This window comes from Desulfomonilaceae bacterium (assembly GCA_041662605.1).
In the GTDB taxonomy this organism is placed as follows: Bacteria; Desulfobacterota; Desulfomonilia; order Desulfomonilales; family Desulfomonilaceae; genus CAJBEZ01.
The window spans coordinates 86,761-105,014 of record JBAZSD010000002.1 but is presented as its reverse complement, the minus strand read 5'-3'; the positions used below and the strand labels follow the sequence as shown (position 1 = coordinate 105,014).

At 46.9% G+C, this 18,254-nt stretch carries 18 protein-coding genes; 6 read left to right on the top strand and 12 right to left on the bottom strand.

The annotated features are described in order from the left end of the window. Positions 1-73: 73 nt before the first annotated feature. From pstB to WC647_01875, 8 genes are all read right to left on the bottom strand, one after another. Positions 74-904: a phosphate ABC transporter ATP-binding protein PstB gene (gene pstB / locus WC647_01910; GenBank protein MFA6221049.1), complete on the bottom strand. Its 831-nt coding sequence runs from the start codon at positions 902-904 to the stop codon at positions 74-76. A 16-nt stretch (positions 905-920) separates the two neighbouring features. Beyond that, on the bottom strand, positions 921-1,847 hold the full coding sequence (gene pstA, locus WC647_01905; GenBank protein ID MFA6221048.1) for a phosphate ABC transporter permease PstA: 927 nt from the start codon (positions 1,845-1,847) through the stop codon (positions 921-923). Then, positions 1,847-2,890 (bottom strand): phosphate ABC transporter permease subunit PstC, encoded by a 1,044-nt coding sequence (pstC, locus tag WC647_01900; GenBank protein ID MFA6221047.1) that lies wholly within the window; start codon positions 2,888-2,890, stop codon positions 1,847-1,849. Before pstC ends, pstA begins: the two co-directional genes overlap by 1 nt. A gap of 23 nt (positions 2,891-2,913) precedes the next feature. Further along, on the bottom strand, positions 2,914-3,957 hold the full coding sequence (gene pstS / locus WC647_01895) for a phosphate ABC transporter substrate-binding protein PstS (protein MFA6221046.1): 1,044 nt from the start codon (positions 3,955-3,957) through the stop codon (positions 2,914-2,916). 186 nt (positions 3,958-4,143) lie between these two features. Further along, the gene (metK, locus tag WC647_01890) at positions 4,144-5,337 is read right to left on the bottom strand and encodes a methionine adenosyltransferase (protein MFA6221045.1); all 1,194 of its coding nucleotides are present in this window, start codon (positions 5,335-5,337) and stop codon (positions 4,144-4,146) included. Further along, positions 5,334-8,360 carry an HAD-IC family P-type ATPase gene (locus WC647_01885; GenBank protein ID MFA6221044.1) on the bottom strand — a complete coding sequence of 1,009 codons (3,027 nt, stop codon included), beginning with the start codon at positions 8,358-8,360 and terminating at the stop codon, positions 5,334-5,336. Before WC647_01885 ends, metK begins: the two co-directional genes overlap by 4 nt. 135 nt (positions 8,361-8,495) lie before the next feature. Beyond that, entirely contained in the window at positions 8,496-8,999 is a 504-nt protein-coding gene (locus tag WC647_01880) for an HMA2 domain-containing protein (protein MFA6221043.1), read from the bottom strand. Next, positions 8,996-9,292, bottom strand: a complete 297-nt coding sequence (locus WC647_01875) for a DUF5132 domain-containing protein (GenBank protein ID MFA6221042.1) — start codon at positions 9,290-9,292, stop codon at positions 8,996-8,998. Before WC647_01875 ends, WC647_01880 begins: the two co-directional genes overlap by 4 nt. Before the next feature lie 222 nt (positions 9,293-9,514). Here WC647_01875 and WC647_01870 point away from each other — a divergent pair, with 222 nt between their 5' ends. Then, positions 9,515-9,940: an HMA2 domain-containing protein gene (locus WC647_01870; GenBank protein ID MFA6221041.1), complete on the top strand. Its 426-nt coding sequence runs from the start codon at positions 9,515-9,517 to the stop codon at positions 9,938-9,940. A 97-nt stretch (positions 9,941-10,037) separates the two neighbouring features. On the opposite strand, the gene WC647_01865 is transcribed toward WC647_01870, so the two are convergent. From WC647_01865 to WC647_01855, 3 genes are all read right to left on the bottom strand, one after another. Further along, positions 10,038-10,715 carry an SHOCT domain-containing protein gene (locus WC647_01865; protein MFA6221040.1) on the bottom strand — a complete coding sequence of 226 codons (678 nt, stop codon included), beginning with the start codon at positions 10,713-10,715 and terminating at the stop codon, positions 10,038-10,040. 392 nt (positions 10,716-11,107) lie between these two features. After that, complete coding sequence (locus WC647_01860; protein ID MFA6221039.1) at positions 11,108-11,656, bottom strand: hypothetical protein; 549 nt, start codon at positions 11,654-11,656, stop codon at positions 11,108-11,110. A 215-nt stretch (positions 11,657-11,871) separates the two neighbouring features. Then, entirely contained in the window at positions 11,872-13,659 is a 1,788-nt protein-coding gene (locus WC647_01855) for a hypothetical protein (protein ID MFA6221038.1), read from the bottom strand. Between the two features lie 456 nt (positions 13,660-14,115). Between WC647_01855 and WC647_01850 the strand changes: the two genes are divergently transcribed. Continuing rightward, positions 14,116-14,802, top strand: coding sequence for a response regulator transcription factor (locus WC647_01850; protein MFA6221037.1), 687 nt, complete (start codon positions 14,116-14,118; stop codon positions 14,800-14,802). A gap of 76 nt (positions 14,803-14,878) precedes the next feature. On the opposite strand, the gene WC647_01845 is transcribed toward WC647_01850, so the two are convergent. Further along, the gene (locus tag WC647_01845) at positions 14,879-15,322 is read right to left on the bottom strand and encodes an arsenate reductase ArsC (protein ID MFA6221036.1); all 444 of its coding nucleotides are present in this window, start codon (positions 15,320-15,322) and stop codon (positions 14,879-14,881) included. A 224-nt stretch (positions 15,323-15,546) separates the two neighbouring features. Here WC647_01845 and WC647_01840 point away from each other — a divergent pair, with 224 nt between their 5' ends. The 4 genes from WC647_01840 (at position 15,547) to WC647_01825 (ending at position 18,244) form a co-directional block, all read left to right on the top strand. Next, entirely contained in the window at positions 15,547-15,903 is a 357-nt protein-coding gene (locus WC647_01840) for a YkgJ family cysteine cluster protein (GenBank protein MFA6221035.1), read from the top strand. Continuing rightward, a complete protein-coding gene (gene hypB / locus WC647_01835) occupies positions 15,903-16,577 on the top strand; it encodes a hydrogenase nickel incorporation protein HypB (GenBank protein ID MFA6221034.1) in 675 nt (224 codons plus the stop codon). The genes WC647_01840 and hypB overlap by 1 nt, the downstream gene beginning before the upstream one ends. Beyond that, a complete protein-coding gene (locus WC647_01830; GenBank protein ID MFA6221033.1) occupies positions 16,532-17,395 on the top strand; it encodes a hypothetical protein in 864 nt (287 codons plus the stop codon). Before hypB ends, WC647_01830 begins: the two co-directional genes overlap by 46 nt. Positions 17,396-17,560: 165 nt before the next feature. Then, positions 17,561-18,244, top strand: coding sequence for an ABC transporter ATP-binding protein (locus tag WC647_01825; protein ID MFA6221032.1), 684 nt, complete (start codon positions 17,561-17,563; stop codon positions 18,242-18,244). The last annotated feature ends 10 nt before the right edge of the window (positions 18,245-18,254 follow it).

The following is an 18,254-nucleotide window of genomic DNA, read 5'->3' as shown; positions in this document are numbered from 1 at the left end:
TTGTGAGATCCTGTCTGATAGCTAAAATTAAAATCTAAGATTTGTCTGTGATCGTCGGTCCGCGGAATCTCTTTCAACTGAATCTACCATGGATGTAATCCTGAGTATGTTTCTCCTTGGGGTCTTCAAAAACCTGTTTAGTTGCGCCGAATTCGACCAAGTAGCCCGTTCTTCCTCCCTGGGTTGTGTCGACGTATAAAAATCCAGTCTTGTCAGCGACACGTTGAGCCTGCTGCAAATTGTGGGTTACGATTGCTATTGTGTAGCTCTCCTTAAGTTCGAGCATAAGTTCTTCGATCCTTCGAGTCGCAATCGGATCCAGGGCCGAACAGGGTTCGTCCATGAGGAGCACCTCCGGCTTCGTCGCAATGGCTCTGGCGATACACAAGCGCTGTTGTTGGCCGCCGGATAGAGAAAGAGCGCTAGTATGCAATTTGTCCCTGACTTCATCCCAGAGGGCCGCGGCCCTTAAAGCCTGTTCGACACATTCTTCACGATTACCCTTATATCCGTTGAGTTTGAGACCAAACGCCACGTTACGATAAATACTCATAGCAAACGGATTTGGCTGTTGGAATACCATGCCAATGTAACGTCTGACAGCGACGGGATCGACGTTATGATGATAAATGTCCGTTCCCTGGAAATGAACGTGCCCTTCAAAGCGAAAACCCCTCACGAGATCGTTCATCCTGTTTAGGCAACGAAGCACAGTGCTTTTTCCGCAACCCGACGGTCCAATGAAGGCCGTGATCTTATTTCGCTCGATCGGAATCCTGGTATCGCGTACGGCTTTTAACTGACCGTAGTACAATTCATCAATGTTGCAGTCGATGACTACCCCATTCCCGTTACCGTTGCTGGGCTTTGGGGCCGACGAAAGCATTTTTGCTGCATGAGCCATGACAATCTCCCTGAAGTCACCTACGTGAAAGACTTTGTCCAATCAAATTCACGGTTAAAACCAGCAGCGCCAAAACGAGAGCGGCCGCCCAGGCTAGCTCGATCTGATTTTGAAACGGCATGGCGGAGAAGTTATAAATCAATACGGCTAAGGAGGAGGTTGGTTGCATCAGATCAAGACGCCCCCCGGAAACAATCCAGTAATTGCTGAATAAGGCAGTGAACAAAAGGGGAGCTGTCTCTCCGGCCGCGCGAGCGATTGCAAGCATTATCCCTGTGAGGATGCCTGGAAAGGCTGTGGGCAACAATACCATCCACACTGTTTGCGTCTGTGTGGCCCCCATGCCTAAAGCAGCTTCCCTAATTTTTGAAGGAACCATGTGAATAGCCTCTTCCGCTGTAAGCATCACAGTGGGAAGCATAAGGATAGACAATGCAATTCCTCCAGCGACGGCGGAAAATCCACCGGTAACCAAGACCACTGCCCCGTAGGCGAATACGCCTGCGAGAATGGAGGGAAAACCGGTCAGGACTTTGGCGCACATGCGGACAACATCGGATAGCTTCGCTTGAGGCGCTATTTCAGCAAGATATATTGCGCTGAGGATGCCGAACGGGACACTGATCAAAGCGGCGATCCCAACCATCACCAAGGTACCGACAATGGCGTTTCCAAACCCCCCACCATGCTCAAAGGCCACTGGAGGCAATTCAGTAAACATACTGAGACTAAGCCGCTGTCCCCCCCTGACCACCAGCATCAGCACAACTGAAAATAACGGGACAAGCGCAAGTATAGTCAGTGATGTCGTAAGGAAACTCATCAAGTAGTTGAAAGCCGTCCTCGGCCGGCGCAGGGATTTTTCCAGTACGCCAACATCGACAACCACGTCGGGATTAACTTTATTGGATGGAACCGGCACGGATGTGACGATATCAGTCATCAGCGCCCTCCTATTGTTGGCTCGGAGGCTTTCTGAAGGATTAGCGCTCCAACTATGTTGACGAACAGGGTGATGCCGAGCAGAATAAGCGCTGCAAACATTAGCACGCCTACCTCTTTAGGGCCAGCTTCTGGAAAGTTGTTGGCCAAAAGCGCTGCCAGGGTGTTGGCCGGGGAAAACAGTGACCAACTGATCACATTTGCGTTGCCGACAAGCATTGCCAATGCCATGGTTTCACCCAATGCACGGCCAAAAGCCAGTATAATAGCCCCAAATATCCCCTTGGACGCAGTTGGAACAAGAATGGCCAAAATAGTTTCCCAACGGGTCGCCCCTAAACCATAAGACGCTTCACGAAGTTTGGGCGGGACGGCAAGTAAGGCGTTGAGGCTAATTGCCGTGACCGTCGGTAGAATCATAATAGCGAGCACTATCGCTGCGGGCAGCATTCCCGGCCCACTTAGCGTCGTGCCGAATATTGGTATCCATCCGAGATTTTCGCTAACCCAATTGCACGTGGGACGGATAAGAGGTATGACGAAGAATATGCCCCAGAGTCCATATACAACGCTTGGGATAGCCGCCAGTAACTCAATGAGGTTTTTAAGGACGCTCTCCAACTGGTCCGGCAGCCTTGCCCACAGTGGGTGAAACTGAACACCGAAAAGCTTTTCCACTGAAAACACAAACGAGGAAAGAAAATGCTCGCTGAGGAATACGGCTACTGCGACGCCGAACAAGGCGCCGATGAACAGAGCCAGCAACGAACTGTAAAGCGTGCCCCAAATCTCGGGTAGTACCCCGAACCTGTGCGTGTTGGAGTCCCAGGTTGTTCCAGTGATGAATCCCAATCCATAATCTCTGATTGCCGGAGCCGCCTGGAACCCTATCACGCATACAATGTACAGGACCAGCAGGACGGTCAACCACGCAAAGAAATATGTGGCCCAGCCAAAAGCAGTGTTAAAATGCTTCTCAAAGAACGTAGGCGGTCTGGAAATTGACTCCCCCCCGTTATGCTGGTCCTGAATGTTTGAAGGCACGACTATCTACACCTTTTGGGAACTTATTTTGATTTGATATTGTTAAGAGCGGCCTTAATCTTACCCACAACGTTTTGTGGCAATGGCACGTAGCCAAGTTTCTCACTGTCCTTCTGTCCTGTCGTCAAACCATATTCGATAACACTCTTCAGGGCTTCCAGCTTTTTGGGGTCGCTGTACTGCTTGTAGCAAAGCAGCCAGGTGTATGTGACGATAGGATAGGACTTTTCACCCTGAGGATCAGGCAGCCACGCAATAAGATTTTCAGGCAACTCCACGGCTGCGAGAGACGATTGGGCTGATTCATTAGTAGGCTTGATGTATTTGCCGGCTTTATTCTCAAGCTCTACCATCGGTAATTTCTGCCCTATGGCATAGCCATACTCGAGATAGCCAATGGATCCCGGTGTTGTGGTGATGCTTGCGGTTACGCCTTCATTACCTTTGGAGCGAGTCCCAACAGGCCAGTTGGGCATGGTGCCGAATCCGGGGTTCTTCGCCCATTCCGGGTTTATTGCGGAAAGATGCTTGGTAAACACAAAGGATGTGCCACTCGCGTCAGCTCGAACCACCACGTGGATAGGACTGTCGGGTAGTTTTACTCCAGGATTGGTCTTTGTGATCAAAGGGTCATTCCATTTCTTAACCTTCCCGAGGAAAATGCCGGCATACGCTTCCCTGCTCAGTTTCAACCCGGGGATACCCTTCAGATTGTATGACAGAACTATGCTGCCTGCCGTCATAGGTAACAACTGGGCCCCAACGTCCACCTTCGAGATTTCTTCCGGTGTCATGGCCGCGTCACTGGCGCCGAAGTCAACCGTCTTGTTGATGAAATTTTTTATGCCACTGCCGCTACCTACGGACTGGTAATCTACCTGCACGTTCTGATGAAGAGCGTGATAGTCTTTAAACCATTTGTTATAGAGTGGCGCAGGAAAACTGGCGCCTGCTCCCGTTAATCTAACGAACTGTCCATTAGCGTCAGAGCCTTCTTTAGCGAATACGGACCCTGCAGCGACTGCCACTACCAGCAAACCTAATAAGAGAACTTTCCGAAATCTCATCTTTGCTCCTTTGGATTTGATTACCTAAATTGGATTAAATAAACTTAAAGACTTTATTGTGAGGGTTTTATTAGGAGAGTATTAGAGGACAGTTAATTCTTTGAGGTATCAACTGGACCTGAAACATTGTATTGGAATTAAGAATATAGAACGTAAAGAAACAAAGGAACCACTCGACTACTTCTATCAATCGGCTATCAATTCCTCTGTTTTATCTGTTTCTTCCCACGGCAAAGACAGGTCTTTTCTGCCAAAATGCCCGAAGACCGCAAGTTTCCTGAAGAAGCCACCCTTTGATAGCGAAGGCAAGAGTCTCAAGTTAAACTTCCTAATTATTCCACCGAGTCGAAAATCAAAGCAACGCTCAACTTTCTTCGCTATCAAGGTATCGTCAATTATGCCTGTTCCGCGTGTTTCAACCTGGACGCTTACGGGGCGAGGCAATCCGATCGCGTAACTCAATTCTACTTCACACTCCTCAGCCAATCCTGCCGCAACAACATTTTTTGCCGCATACCTGGCCGCATACGCCCCAACTCTATCAATCCTCAGGGGGTCTTTACCGCTCAACGCGGCCCCGCTATTTCTGGAGTAACCGCCATAGGTGTCCAGAGCGTTTTTTCTTCCTGTAAGGCCGGAATGGACAGAAGGCCCACCTAATTTAAGAAAGCCATAGGGATTGATGAAGAGTCTCGTCTCATTGTCAGGCCTTACAGACTGGTCCTTGAAGACATCATCCACTACATGAGTCAAAATATCATCCCGAAGAGTCGCAGGCGTAGGGACATAGCGATCGATCTGGGTGGCGCTGATCGTAAGACTGTGAATGCGAAATGGTTTTCCATCCTTATAATGAACCCCGACCTGAGTAGAGCCATCCGGAGCCAAGTAGGGCAATACAGCGTCTCTTCGAACCGACGTGAGGCGTCTGGCCAGACTGTGAGCTAACGTAACGGGTAAAGGCATCAGTTCGGAGGATTGCCTGCAAGCGAAACCAAACAGAGTGACTTGATCAGTCGCAGGAATTCGATCGATCTCGTCGTCTGTTATATTAGACTCTTCGAAAAAGAAATTCTGATCTGGGGCTATTTCTTTAAGACTTGTGATTATGTTGCAGGTTTTGAAATTGAACTCTTTATCCGTATACCCGATTTTTCTTATAACTTTTCTGGCCACATTGGGAAAGTCAACCTTGGTCTCAGAAGCGAACCTGGCGGCGATAAAAACAATCGAAGAAGAAACAGCGCATTCAGCGCTTACTCTGGACTTTGGGTCAGACTCAAAAAACCGGTCCACCAAGGCGTCACTGATTTGATCACACAGTTTGTCAGGATGTCCTTCCGTAACCGACTCAGAAGTATGAACGAATTCCTTTTTCATTTGTGCTGACCTTCTGATCCTGTCTTTCGAGTTTCATTGATTAACAGAGGAAGGGTTGAAGCCGCGCCGATCACAAGCATGTCACCGACCGTTATGGGCGCCAACCCCAACAATCCTCGTAAGGATGGTACCAACTGGGTGAGAAGTTGCAAAGCCAGGGACCCGAACACGGCCACATTTAAATATCTGTTCGGAGGACGCCCATCATCGGTAAATATGCTTGTGTCTTTAGATCTGCACGACAAAGCGTGAAGGATTTGAGAAATTGTGAGACTTTGAAACGCGAACACTCCTGCTGTTGGGCCCAAGCCATATTTGGCGACACCGTATCCATACGCCGATAAAGACGAAATACTTAATATGTTGGCTTCAATAGCAATTTGTTTAAAGTCCTCGTTCGTAACAATAGGTTCATCGTGATGACGGGGTGGCCGCGCCAATACATCGGGTTCCGGTGGTTCCAACGCCAGGGCCAGCCCAGGAAAAACATCGGATATCAGATTTATCCACAATAACTGTATGGCGTTCAAGGGGTAGCCGAGACCCAACAGACTGGAGAACAACATGACAATTATTTCACTAAAATTCGTGGCGAGCAAATAATGGAGTGACTTTCTAATATTATTATAAGTTGTCCTCCCGTCGCTCAAAGCCACAATCAAAGTTTCCAAATCATCATTTTCAAGCACGATATCGGCGACTTCACGGGCAACATCTGTGCCACTAGCGCCCATTGCTATCCCAATGTCTGCGGCTTTCAGGGCAGGTCCGTCATTGATGCCGTCGCCGGCCATACCGACTATCTTTCCACTGGCCTGCAACGCCTGAACTATTCTAAGCTTGTCAGAAGGACTCACTCTAGAAAACACATGGGCTTTGCCGCATAATGCCTTAACTATTTCGGGATCATTCGCTTCAAGATAACTGGAGTCGACTATCTCTATCGGAGCGCCCCGACTTAAGTCCAATTCTTTTGCGACCGCATAAGCGGTAGGCCCCTGATCGCCCGTAATCATCACTGTGTCGATTCCGGCTCTATGAAAAGACTCAATTGATTCTTTGACTCCTTCTCTAACAGGGTCCTCCATACCTACCAAACCTAGCCACGTCCAATTGGAACAATTTATATCCGAATCACCGTTACGACCGTGGGCGCAGGCTACTCCCAATACTCTTAACGCGAGCCCCGCCATCTTCTCATTTGCCAGGTCAATTTCATCACGACTTTCGTCAGTCAACTCATACAGCACGCCATGCTTTATAAAATTCGAGCATTTAGCGAGGACCTCATACGGGCTACCTTTAATAGCCAATAGCTTCTCGGAATCATTCGCTTGATGAAGCGTTCTCATAAATAGCTGATTTTCAGCCCTGTAATTCCTTTCAACAAGTGGATACTGATTTCTCACCGCCTCAACATTAACTCCGGCGGAAATCGCCAGGCTTACCAAAGCGTTTTCAGTCGCCGAACCATGAAGTTTGAACCCGCCATTATTTGATTGGATCTGTGTTTCACTGCACAAAATGCAAACATGCAAAAGTTTTATCAATTCGTCGGACTCATAAGGATTCACATGTTTGGACCCAGAGGCGAACATTCCGTCCCAGGTGTTTAAAAATGTCATGCCGGTGAAAACCTGGGTAACTGTCATGTGGTTCAGAGTAACCGTGCCGGTCTTATCGAAACAAATTGTTTGAACGGAACCCAGAGTACATACCGCGTCAAGATCTCGAACAAGCACTCCGTGGCGCTTCATGCTTCGCACTCCTAACGCGAGAGTTGTTGTAGCCACGGCCGGCAAACCCTCGGGTAATGCCGCTACCGCGAGAGAAACGCCCATTTTGAGCATTTGAATCAGCCCGACTCCTCTAACCAGGCCTATGAAAAAGATTATGACGCAGACAACGATGGACACTGCGGTAAGTTGATTTCCGACAACTGTAAGCTGCCTTTCAATAGGAGTGGTTGGCCGTTCAGCTTCTGAAACCAGAGTCTGGACCTTCCCAACCTCTGTGGAGGTCCCGACGGCCACAACCACCGCTATGCCATGTCCACCTGTGATACGTGTGCCGGCGAAGACCATGTTTTGACGTTCGGATATAGGTATAGACACACCGCTCAGCGATGTGGCGACCTTGCTTGACGGTAAGCTCTCACCTGTTAAGATTGATTCATCAGCGCTCAGGAGCTGGCTCTCGATAATTCTTGCGTCCGCAGCCACGTACGAACCGGGTTTGAGCGCCAAGATGTCCCCGCATACAATCTGGTCGGCTGAAACGATCTGTTTTATCGATCCCCTTATGATCTCGGCAGATGGTCTGACAAGTTTTTTGAGTGAACTAATGGTTCTTTCTGCGTCGTTTTCGGTTATAAAACCTATCGCCCCGTTGATTAAAATGACTGCGGAAATGATTGCGGCGTCAAGCCGCCCTCCTGTTAAAACAGAAAGCCCTGCGGCGGCGCCGAGTAATACTACCGGCATAGATGTAAACTGATCGAAGAAAATCTCGAGCTTTGAACGAGAGGCAGGTTCAGGAAAGAAGTTCGAACCATGCTTCATAAGATTTGCGTTGATTGATTGATCAGACAAGCCGGTTTTTGGACAAACGCCAAAGAGGTCGGTAATCTCCTGAGCCTCCATATGCCACCATCGGAAACTTTGCGCCGCAGACGGGACTTCATTGACAGGTTGGCTTTCTATGTGATCAGCGCGTATTTTCGTTGATGATGGAGCTTTGTTTCCAGATGTCTCATTTATGTTTTTATTTTCAGACCTGTTTCTGCTCTTCACAAAATAGGTCGCAACAATTTTTTCGAGAGAAGAGAAGATCAGATGACGATTACAAACGGGATCAAAAAGGACCAATGCATTTCCAGTCAACACATTTGCGGAAACGCGATTTACGAAATTAAATTCGGATAATTGAATCTCAATTGTTTTTTTAAGGTTTTCTGAACGATAAAGTCCCTTGACTTTAAACCTTACTCGGCCTTTTACAGTGTTGTGAATTTCTTGAATCAAATCTATTTTTCTTCGGAAACCTGTTTATGCAAACAAGAACAAAGTAGATCGTATTCACGTTAGGATAGGGCTAGAAACGAATTAGTATCCGGTTAAGACGCGTAATTCAGGAACAAAGGAGGAGGGTGATCTATTTCAAAGAAAATCAGCGTCTATTTCTTCCAACTCGGTCAGCCTGGATTGGGAAAATAGGCCTAGGCCTAGGGCATACCAAAATGCCACATACCATGGTGGACCGGTGAAATTTCCACGTGCAAATTGATAAATGCCATGACTTACCAACCCAAGAAAGACTATGCTCGGGATATCTAATCCACCCCCAGTCATTTTCAAAAGATCTTTGTCGGCCGTGTGGAACATGTCCTTTACGCCGCCGAGAAGGGTCACACGACGGCGCGTTTTGGTCTCTAATTTGAATAAATCCGATTGTTGAGCCACTTCGGCGATGTGTTTAGCGGTAAAGCCGCCCAGAAATAGAACTGAGGCCGTATCCGGATTAACCACAACCGTTTCATCGCCGGCATGTTTTGAGAATTTCTTTTCTATCGAGGTAAAAAAATCCCTATCACGTCTTTTAGAAGGGACTTTAATTCGCAGACGGTCATTAACCCTGTGAACGATGTAGGCTTCTGGAATCATTTTTTGCCAGGCTTATGCACTAATGCAGAACTTTTGCCTTCGCTGACTTCCGCCACGCTTGCTTCAAACTCGGCCTTTGCTTCCACAAAAAGGTCTTCTGCAACCTCGGTTACTTCGGCGACCATCTCTCGGCCATATTCATAAAGCATGTATCCGCCCTTTATGACGGCTTTGAGCAATGGCCTTGCGGCGCCTGCGACTGCTGGAATGACTATGGGCGCAACTAGAAGGCCAGCGCCTACAGCAATCCCTGTCCAAATACCACCTTTTGGGATCATGTCCGAAATCGCCATCTTTCTTCCCCTTCCTTTTCAATCTGTCTGCAATAATCACATCTAACCCATAAAATGTAAATTCAAGGCATTAAAGTCAACTCCTTTCTGCGAAGAGCGCAAACGAGAAAAACCTGAAATTCAACTAATACTTGATATCCACATTAAAAATTAATTTGGTCCTAACATACGTCTAATAATTTAAACCTAAATATTTTCAAAGCGACAGCGCGTGGAAACTTAATGACTGAAGCCCAAGTTTTGATGGGTCATTCAAGAGAGTTGGAGGAAATTTACATGGGTTGTTATATTCATAGGACACCGGGAAGGTTGAGAGTCAAAATTCCCCGCCTAAAAAGGAACGTCAAACTTGCCGACGAATTAACTCTACTGCTACGTGAAAAACAAGGGATCGATTCAATTGAAGTCAATTCCCTCACAGGTAGCCTAAAGGTCAATTTTGATGAATCACAGGTGACTTCGACCACATTGCTTAAAGTCTTATCTCAAGAAGGCTACATTGATATGACCAAACTTGTTTCAAGCAGTAGATACATGGATACGGTATTTTCGGAAGCGGGGAGGGTCGTGTCTAGGGCTATAGTCAGTCTAGCCCTGGATAAGGCTCTTGAAGGTTCGTCGCTCTCGATTATAGCCGCTCTCATTTAAGGCTGTGAGACTCCTCTACATTATTCCGATCCCTTGTCTCAACAATGATTTGTCATAATCTCCACTAATTCTCAGCCGCCTCAGTTTGGTATTTTTTTCATAGCTCATCTAATATAGCTTTTTTCTTGTTATTGAATTCCAGCTCGTCTATCAAACCTTTGTCTCGCAGTTTTTTCAATCTAATAAGTCTCAATTCAAAGGCGCCGAAGACGTCTTCACTCGAATTCAGAGCATGATTGGGAAGCAGCGAAGGTTTTCCTGTTTTAAAACTTGAGAGTTTTTTTGTGAATTCAGTTTTGGAAAAGCCGCTTATGAAGCCATTTGGCAACCATTTTGTCTCTGCCTTACGAATGAGGCCCAACCCAAGCTTGATCAAGGCGTTCCCATTCATATAGATTTTATTACTTTGAGTCATCAACGAAATCGTCCTTGTTGAGTTTTCGGCGCGGACGGCGCCTGGGTTTTTGTCAATTAATTTTCGTGGATGTTTTTCGATAGACAGAGAAAATGGTTGCGCATGATCGTTCCGTTGTCGAAGCAGTTTTTGGTTGCGCGCGCAAACGGCTTTATAGGCTATTCGAGCGCCTACTGGCCAAAGAATAAGTATTGCTAGACCATAGGTGATCAGTCCAAAGACGATGTTCATGAATAGCATTATCGCCGCCCAAGTAATGGTGGCGTAGAACATACCTATTGGGCCTAATATTAATGCTAGCAACACTGCGGTCCTTGGGCTTCTAACACGCTCCTGATATCTCTCTTCATGAACGGCCATCTTGTGATCCTCCTACTAATTGTTACCACGTGGAATTATCATTACAGACTATTGTGTGAATCCTGTGAAGGGATTTGTCAAATTGGACGAATCAATATCTAATTTTTTTCGGAATAATCCAGGACTATAAGTTTTCAGCCAGATTGAATTGCTGAACCACGTATTTGAAAGAGGCCAAAACATAAATGCCGTCTACGAGATAATTGGTAAAGGATTGCTAACAGAAAGCGGTTGTACAAAAAATGGGCTGCCCAGGGGAGACGTAAGAGAGCCGTTTGGTGGATATTTTCGGTGGGCAGCCTATGCGTGATGATATGCCCCAATTGTTCAGCCAATAATTTATTCCTGTTAGAAATTCGCTAAAGGGCTACATGGTCGACGCGCATTAAAACTTATTTCTTGAATTCTTCCCATGCAGCGTCGACAGCTCGGTCGATCTTGTCGCCGGTTTGTTGCATCGTATCCCAGATTACGTCCCACTGGGATTTGACGGACGACGCCATGTAGCCTATTTGTTCCTGTGTGTATTTTACCTGGTTCTCGCCGACCCTGCCAAATGCTGTCCACTGCTTGTCAAGCGTCTCTGCAGCCTGGTCTACGCAAAGATCGAAGGTGTCTTTACTGACATTCCCCAGAGCGGCAAGGCGATTTTTCAGTTCACTAAAAAACGCGTCCCAGTCCAGGCACTTCTCTTGAATCAGGAGATCCCAGGACTGTTTAATCTTATCAGCCGCCCTGTCAATATCATCCACAGCCATGTTTCCGGACTGCTTCATGGTTTTGGAAATTTGGTCGACGGCCACGAAAAACTCCTCGCGGGAAGCGCCCCAACTTTTCACAAGAAAAGCCCTGGCCTCACCGAGCATGAAAACACCTATAACTCCGAGATTGTCGGCAAGTTCGGTAACTGCCGCCCGAACTCCCTGTTCGTTTTTTTCCATAGATCCTCCGTTGTTTTATTGACTTAGAGTCAAGGCTGAATATAAAGGTTTCCGAGGTTAAAGCTTTTGAGCGCTATTGTCTCGCCTAATCGAACCCAATTGTCCGAAAATTAACACGCTCCCCTGGTCAAGAGGAGCGTGAGTCTATGTCATCGGGATTTACAAGACCCATGGGTTGAATATTTCGTCTCACCTCAAGGTCAGGTATCTCAAAGCTAGAAACTGATCAGCATATTGGTTTCAATGGCAAAAAGAGCGTCTATATCTCTGCCAAGATTGTAAGTGGCGATCGCCTGGTTTGCGTTGCCTATGACTGTAGCCCCACCGAGAGCGCGATAAATGTTGGCCGTGTTGGGAAACGCGTATGCCCACCAATTGCCGGGTTTCCAGTATGCGAAGGTCGAGTTCCAGGTCAGTCCTTCCAGTATTTTCCAGTTTACCCCGCAGTCCGTTTCCCATCCAATGTCTCTTGCGCTCCCAGGGACTGCTTGTCCCACATTGACTCCATTCTGAGCGTTCAGGATGTCAGCGTTGGTCCAGACTCGACCCTCAATGGCGTAATTCCCTCCGAGTCTGTATGAACTTGCCTGATCACGCCAAGCCTGTGAGAATACAAAGGAAAGGTTGAGGTTGGCCGCAACTGCGTAATCAAGTCTTCCTCCTACATGATGAAAATTGGTGGGTTGACCGTTGCCGGACGCGTCCCATCCGTCACCGGTTCCATACATGTAGTACATCAGATAGCCCCACTGTTTCATGTAAGGACCAGAGAGTCCCTGTTCCGCAGTAGCCGCATCCTCGCTGGTATTTCTGGTGCTTGGGTCATCGCCGGTTGCACGGACATAATTGAATGTTATCTTGGAAGGCCCGCAAAGCGCTCCAATTTCGGCCCCATAAAGCCACGCAGCGTCGTCCTCGTTTACGTTTACCAACCCGGTCGCAGGGTTGCCCGTGCCTCTGCCTGACCGCCAGCGATTGAACCAGTCGGCCTCACCGTTGAAAAAGACTCGACCATTGTTGTATTTAGCGGCCAACGCAATTCTGTATCGTAAAATATCGTCGCTAGGCGCACTGACGGTAAGAGCTGCCCCTCGAAAACGATTGGCTACTGTACCCGCTGGTACAGCGGGAGCGCTGGGCTGACGATACGAATCAGACACTAATTGCAACTCGAGAGGACCGTTACCGTAATGTATTTCTCCCATGACAGCCTGAAAATAATTGCGCCGATCTTCCTGTCTTTGCGTGGAACCAGGCCCGGTGTTACGAGAAGTAGCGTTACCTAGAGACCACGCTGACTGCTCACGTCCAAAATAAGGGCTGAATCCTATTTTGAAAGGCCCATAGTGAGCGGTAACGCTGAAGGACGCGGATGAACGGTTGTCTTTATGCTTCCACAACCCCATCCCGATAGCGCTGGTCTTATAGCCAAGACTGAAGTCGAGCATAGGAGTATGGATCGAAGCCTTCAACCACTGGAGAGTCACAAAGGTATTGGGAACATTGCTGGCAACCGGCCGGTCGTTGATAGGAACATACATAGAATTGTAAAATCCCACATTTCGATAAGTCCCCGCCGCAGCGCCAGTAGTCCCTCCAAAATTGTATGGGTCTCCATCAGACCATATTCCAAGGGATGTTAGATTAACGGAGCTTTCAACAGAAATGGCCTTGTTGACCTTGATCTTTGGGAAAATAGTGGCCCTGTTGTCGGTGAGACTCATATCGCAGCCAAAATTGTTCTGCCCTGCCAATACTCCGAAATTGTTTGTGTCACTCATTCGGTTGGTAGTCGCTGCGGTTGGAAAAACGGACAGGTGGTTGATACCAAGATTCACGTTTGTACCGTCCATCTGCCCGAAAATGTCGTTTTGACCGGTCCTGGTCCAGTAACGATAGCGCCATTCCCAGTCGCCCTTCATCGAAAACTCCCAGGCGAAGGCCGGCGCTGCTGCGCAAATTGCTAATAAGGCGATTAAGCCAATAAGTCCAAACCTTTTCATTCTTCCTCCCATTCAAAAAAAAAATTTGAGAATCCCAGCTCAAGCGAAGCTTCTGACTCGGCCAAGCCCGAGGCTTCGCGTGTTTTCGCCCAAGGTCAATCCTGGGATCCCCTCCGTTTAAGGAAATATTCGGTGATCGAATTCTGGCGATGAAACGTTAGCTGTTAATTAAAGAAACGTTAGAAATGGTTAGAGTAAGGTTAGAAAAGCGTTAAGATACGCATGGCTGGGCCGGAAAAATTGGAAGATGACATGAGTGGTAAAACTGCTCTAAATAAGGAAAAGGAATAGAATCTGCATCTCTTTTTCGGGTGAAAGAGTCTCCGTATTCCTCAAAATCGAGAAATAGAGTTCGTTGCTGTGTTAGCATTAATCATGATATTCTCTTTCAAGAAAATGGTTCGGAATGTTTCCTCACTTACCCGATAATTAAACAGTCCCAAAGGCATATCCATAATGGCTAAAGAACGTATCCTGGTCGTAGATGATGAAGAAGATATCCTTGAACTGGTACGTTACAATTTGACAAAGGAAAACTTTCAGGTCATAAGCGCCACAACCGGGGAAGATGCCCTGGATAAGCTCAAGAAGGAATCCTTTGACCTCATACTGCTTGATCTCATGTTACCGGGCAGGGATGGACTAGACACATGTCGTATCATCAAGGGAAGTCCTGAAACTTCCCAGATTCCGATAATGATGATTACGGCAAAAAGTGAAGACACCGACGTGGTGCTGGGGCTGGAGTTGGGAGCGGATGACTATGTGACCAAACCGTTCAGCCCGAGGGTCCTGCTGGCAAGAATTAAAGCCCTGCTGCGGAGGAACCAGCCCGAACATTCCGAGGACCGAGCCATCATTAAGGCTCATGAAATGGTTATTAATCCTTCACGACACGAGGTTAAGGTTAAACAATCCGTTGTGAACCTCACAGCGACCGAATTCTCAATACTTGAATTTCTGGCCAAGAGACCCGGTTGGGTATTCACTCGAGAACAAATTATTGATTCTGTGAAGGGAACAGACTACCCGGTCACGGATAGATCCGTAGATGTCCAGATCGTGGGGCTCAGGAAAAAACTTGGCGACTCTGGAGATCTGATTGAAACGGTCCGTGGCGTAGGTTACAGGTTCAAGGAGTGAGAGCACGTCAGTAGTGGTTACCACTTTTCAAATTATTGGCGAATCCTGACATCCAATCCTACATGCTTGCCATATATCACAGACCGAGTGTCTTAGGTAAGTCATCAATCATTTTCCTTATTTCATCCCGCACCCGTCTGTAGGTCTGGAGTTTTTCTTCCCTGGATGTATTTGATACGCTGGTTACTGATCTGGGGTCATCGAACCCTATGTGGATGTTTTTTGATGTTCCAGGGAAAAAAGGGCAGGTCTGCCTGGCGTTGTCGCAAAGAGTAATCACGTAATCGAAGTCAAGACCCGCCAACTCTGAAATTAATTTGGATTTGTGGCTGGATATATCAACACCGGCTTCATTCATGACCTCTACGGCTATAGGATCTAAACCATGCTTTTCCACACCCGCTGAAAAAGGTTCAATTACATCACTGAGCAATTGTCGAGCCCAACCTTCGGCCATCTGACTCCGACACGAGTTGCCTGTGCAAAGAAATAAGACACGTTTTCTGGTATTGTTAGGCATTCTGTTGCCCGCCCTTCATTAAAAAGTTAACCTATAAGATCACAAAACGGTCCGCCCAGTTTATGATTTTTCAGTTCGGATGGATATAAAAAGCTGGGGCAAAGAATAAAATACGAGAAACATGAAAAGCCAAATAAACAATTCAAGCGCTCAGTTTGCGGACTTACGGCGGAACGTGTTACTGTTTTAAGGGACTGATATTAAAGAGCCGGCAATTCATTAAGATGAAGAATTCAACGTTTGAAAAAGACAAATTGACGGATGAGGAATGGGAATCGATTTGCCGAAAATGCGCAAAATGCTGCTATGAAAAAGTAGATTTGGGCGGAGGTCAAATCGTTTATACCAGCGAACCGTGTGTATATCTGGACACTGTCACCGGAATGTGCAAAATTTACGAGAATCGCCATGAAATTGAGCCAGACTGTATCAAACTTACAGAGGAATTCATCAGACAGATTAACTGGATGCCCTCAGACTGCGCGTACGTGGAATACCTCGATCAGAAAGACACATTAGAGACTGTCAGGGCCGTGAAAATAGCCAAAAAAGGTAAACGATCAAAAGCAAGGAGAAGGTGATGGCCGTAAAAACAATAAACGTTAACAGAGATATTTTGGAGGTCAATGAAGCGCTTGCCCTTAACCTCAAGAGATCATTTGAAACTAACAGAACATTTGTAATCAACCTGATGGCGGCGCCAGGGGCTGGAAAGACATCCACAATCCTCAGATTAATTGAAAGTCTTTCAGGCAAGCTCAAAATGGGAGTCATAGAGGGCGATATAGCTTCTGATGTCGATTCTCGAAGGATCCAGCAGGAGAACGTCGATGTTGTCCAGATTAATACCGACGGCGCCTGTCACCTGGACGCTAATATGATTACAGCCGCGTGTTCCGGTCTTGGTATAGAAGGTAAAGATTTGGTGATCATTGAAAATGTAGGAAATCTTGTTTGTCCGGCGGAATTTAATCTCGGGGAGAATCTTAAGGTAATGATTCTGTCAGTCCCTGAAGGACATGACAAACCACTGAAATACCCGTTAATGTTTACTGAATCCCAAGTTCTGTTGATCAACAAAGTAGATCTAGTTCCATATACTGACTTTAATATGGAAGAATTCCAGAAGACAGTAATAGCAATGAATCCCAATATTAAGATGTTTCCAGTTTCTGCAAAGACAGGTGAAGGTTTCGGGGAAGTATCGGAATGGATAGAAGAGCAGGTCAAGGCATCAAAGAACAATCGGGGGTAGACCAAATGATGATCCGGACAATGCGTTTGGGCTCTATTCTAGTTGCCGTTTTTGCGATGAATGTCTGTGGTTTTTGGGTTCCTCATGAGGCAGATGGCGCTGAACTCCCGGACGCTACAATAGCTGGAGAGATCGTCAAGGATAATAATAAAGCCATAATTGAGGCCTTCTTAAAATATGAGCTAACCGAAGTTAATCAACAGGTTACGCAAAAACTCATAGAACAGCGCCCATCGTTGATTTTCTTTATTAAGCAGGCGCAGCGCGGTCCTCTAAGTAGCCTGCTCTTCCTGGAAGAGCAGGTGCACAAACTCCAGGACGCTCAGAGGAACATAGATTCTTTTCCCTACTCGATAGCCTTTTCTTCGGCGGAAAAGAAAAAAGTTCTAGGGTTGCGCCCGACAGCGGACAAAATTGTTTCATACGGTATCCCTCTAATGAAAAGGGATTTTTATCGTGTAATTGTAGCCGCCAAGCATTTGGCCGACCCCAAAAAGAAACATCCTGTCGAGTTAATGTCTGATCGGGCTTTTCGTGACGCCATTTACAGATACTGTGAACCGACGGCGAGAGACCTGGATAACGCGATAGGAAAGCTTTCAGAGGGCGAGCTAATTTGTATGCGGCTTGGATTTGTCCTGGAACAGGTAACTGTTACTAATATCTGGCTTAGAGTGAACGACAACAAGTTGCCTGACGAGTCGGATTATATGGTGTTTCGGAAGAAAAGAAGCGAGTACTTTGAGAAACGCCTTAAAAGAATTTATGGTGACTCTAACAACGCCGCTGCTTCAAGCCAGAGAAGAAACAACAGATAGATTCCAAATTTCAAGACATCCTCTTTATGTCGTTTCACCGTACGGGAAAGTCTTGCGTCATCCATTCATGATGCCGCATGAGCCCGATCATTGAATTGGCATAGGTTCAAGTAAACACTTGCTGTTTTTATTTCGATCGCGACGCGGCAAATTAAGTGGGAGTATATGCGCCCTCTGGTCAGACTGTTAAATGTGACGAAAAGTTATTTGAGCGGTTCCAAAAGCGAGGTTCTCCCTCTGGCCGGGGTTAGTTTTGAACTTTTTCAGGGAGAGCGGGTAATATTATTGGGAAAGAGCGGTTCAGGGAAAAGCACGTTCCTTAACATTGTTGGAGGTGTAGACACTCCGACAGAGGGTCAATTCTTTTTTGACGGCAAAGAACTTACAAAAAGATCTCAAGTTGATCTGGCCCTTTACAGACGCAGGGAGGTTGGATTCATATTTCAGTCGTTCAACCTGTTTCCTTCGTTGACGGTGGGGGAAAATGTCACCCTGCCTTTGGAGTTGTTAGGTATTAGTGACCATACGCGGGCGCATGAACTCCTGGCTGAGGTTGGCTTGGGCGGCTTTTGGAAGAAGTTTCCGGAGGTTTTGTCAGGAGGCGAACAACAGAGGGTCGCAATCGCCCGCGCTCTGGTCAAGAAGCCAAGACTGATTCTTGCAGACGAGCCCACTGGAAATCTCGATCAGGAAACGGGAAACAGCATTCTGCAACTTATAGACAGGATTTGCCTGGAATCCAACGCTGCCTTGATCATGGTCACGCACAGTCCCGACGCATTGTGGATTGCCCCAAGACATTACAAACTCAAGTCCGGAATACTGATAGAAAATAATTGTGCGACTTAAGAGATCGAAT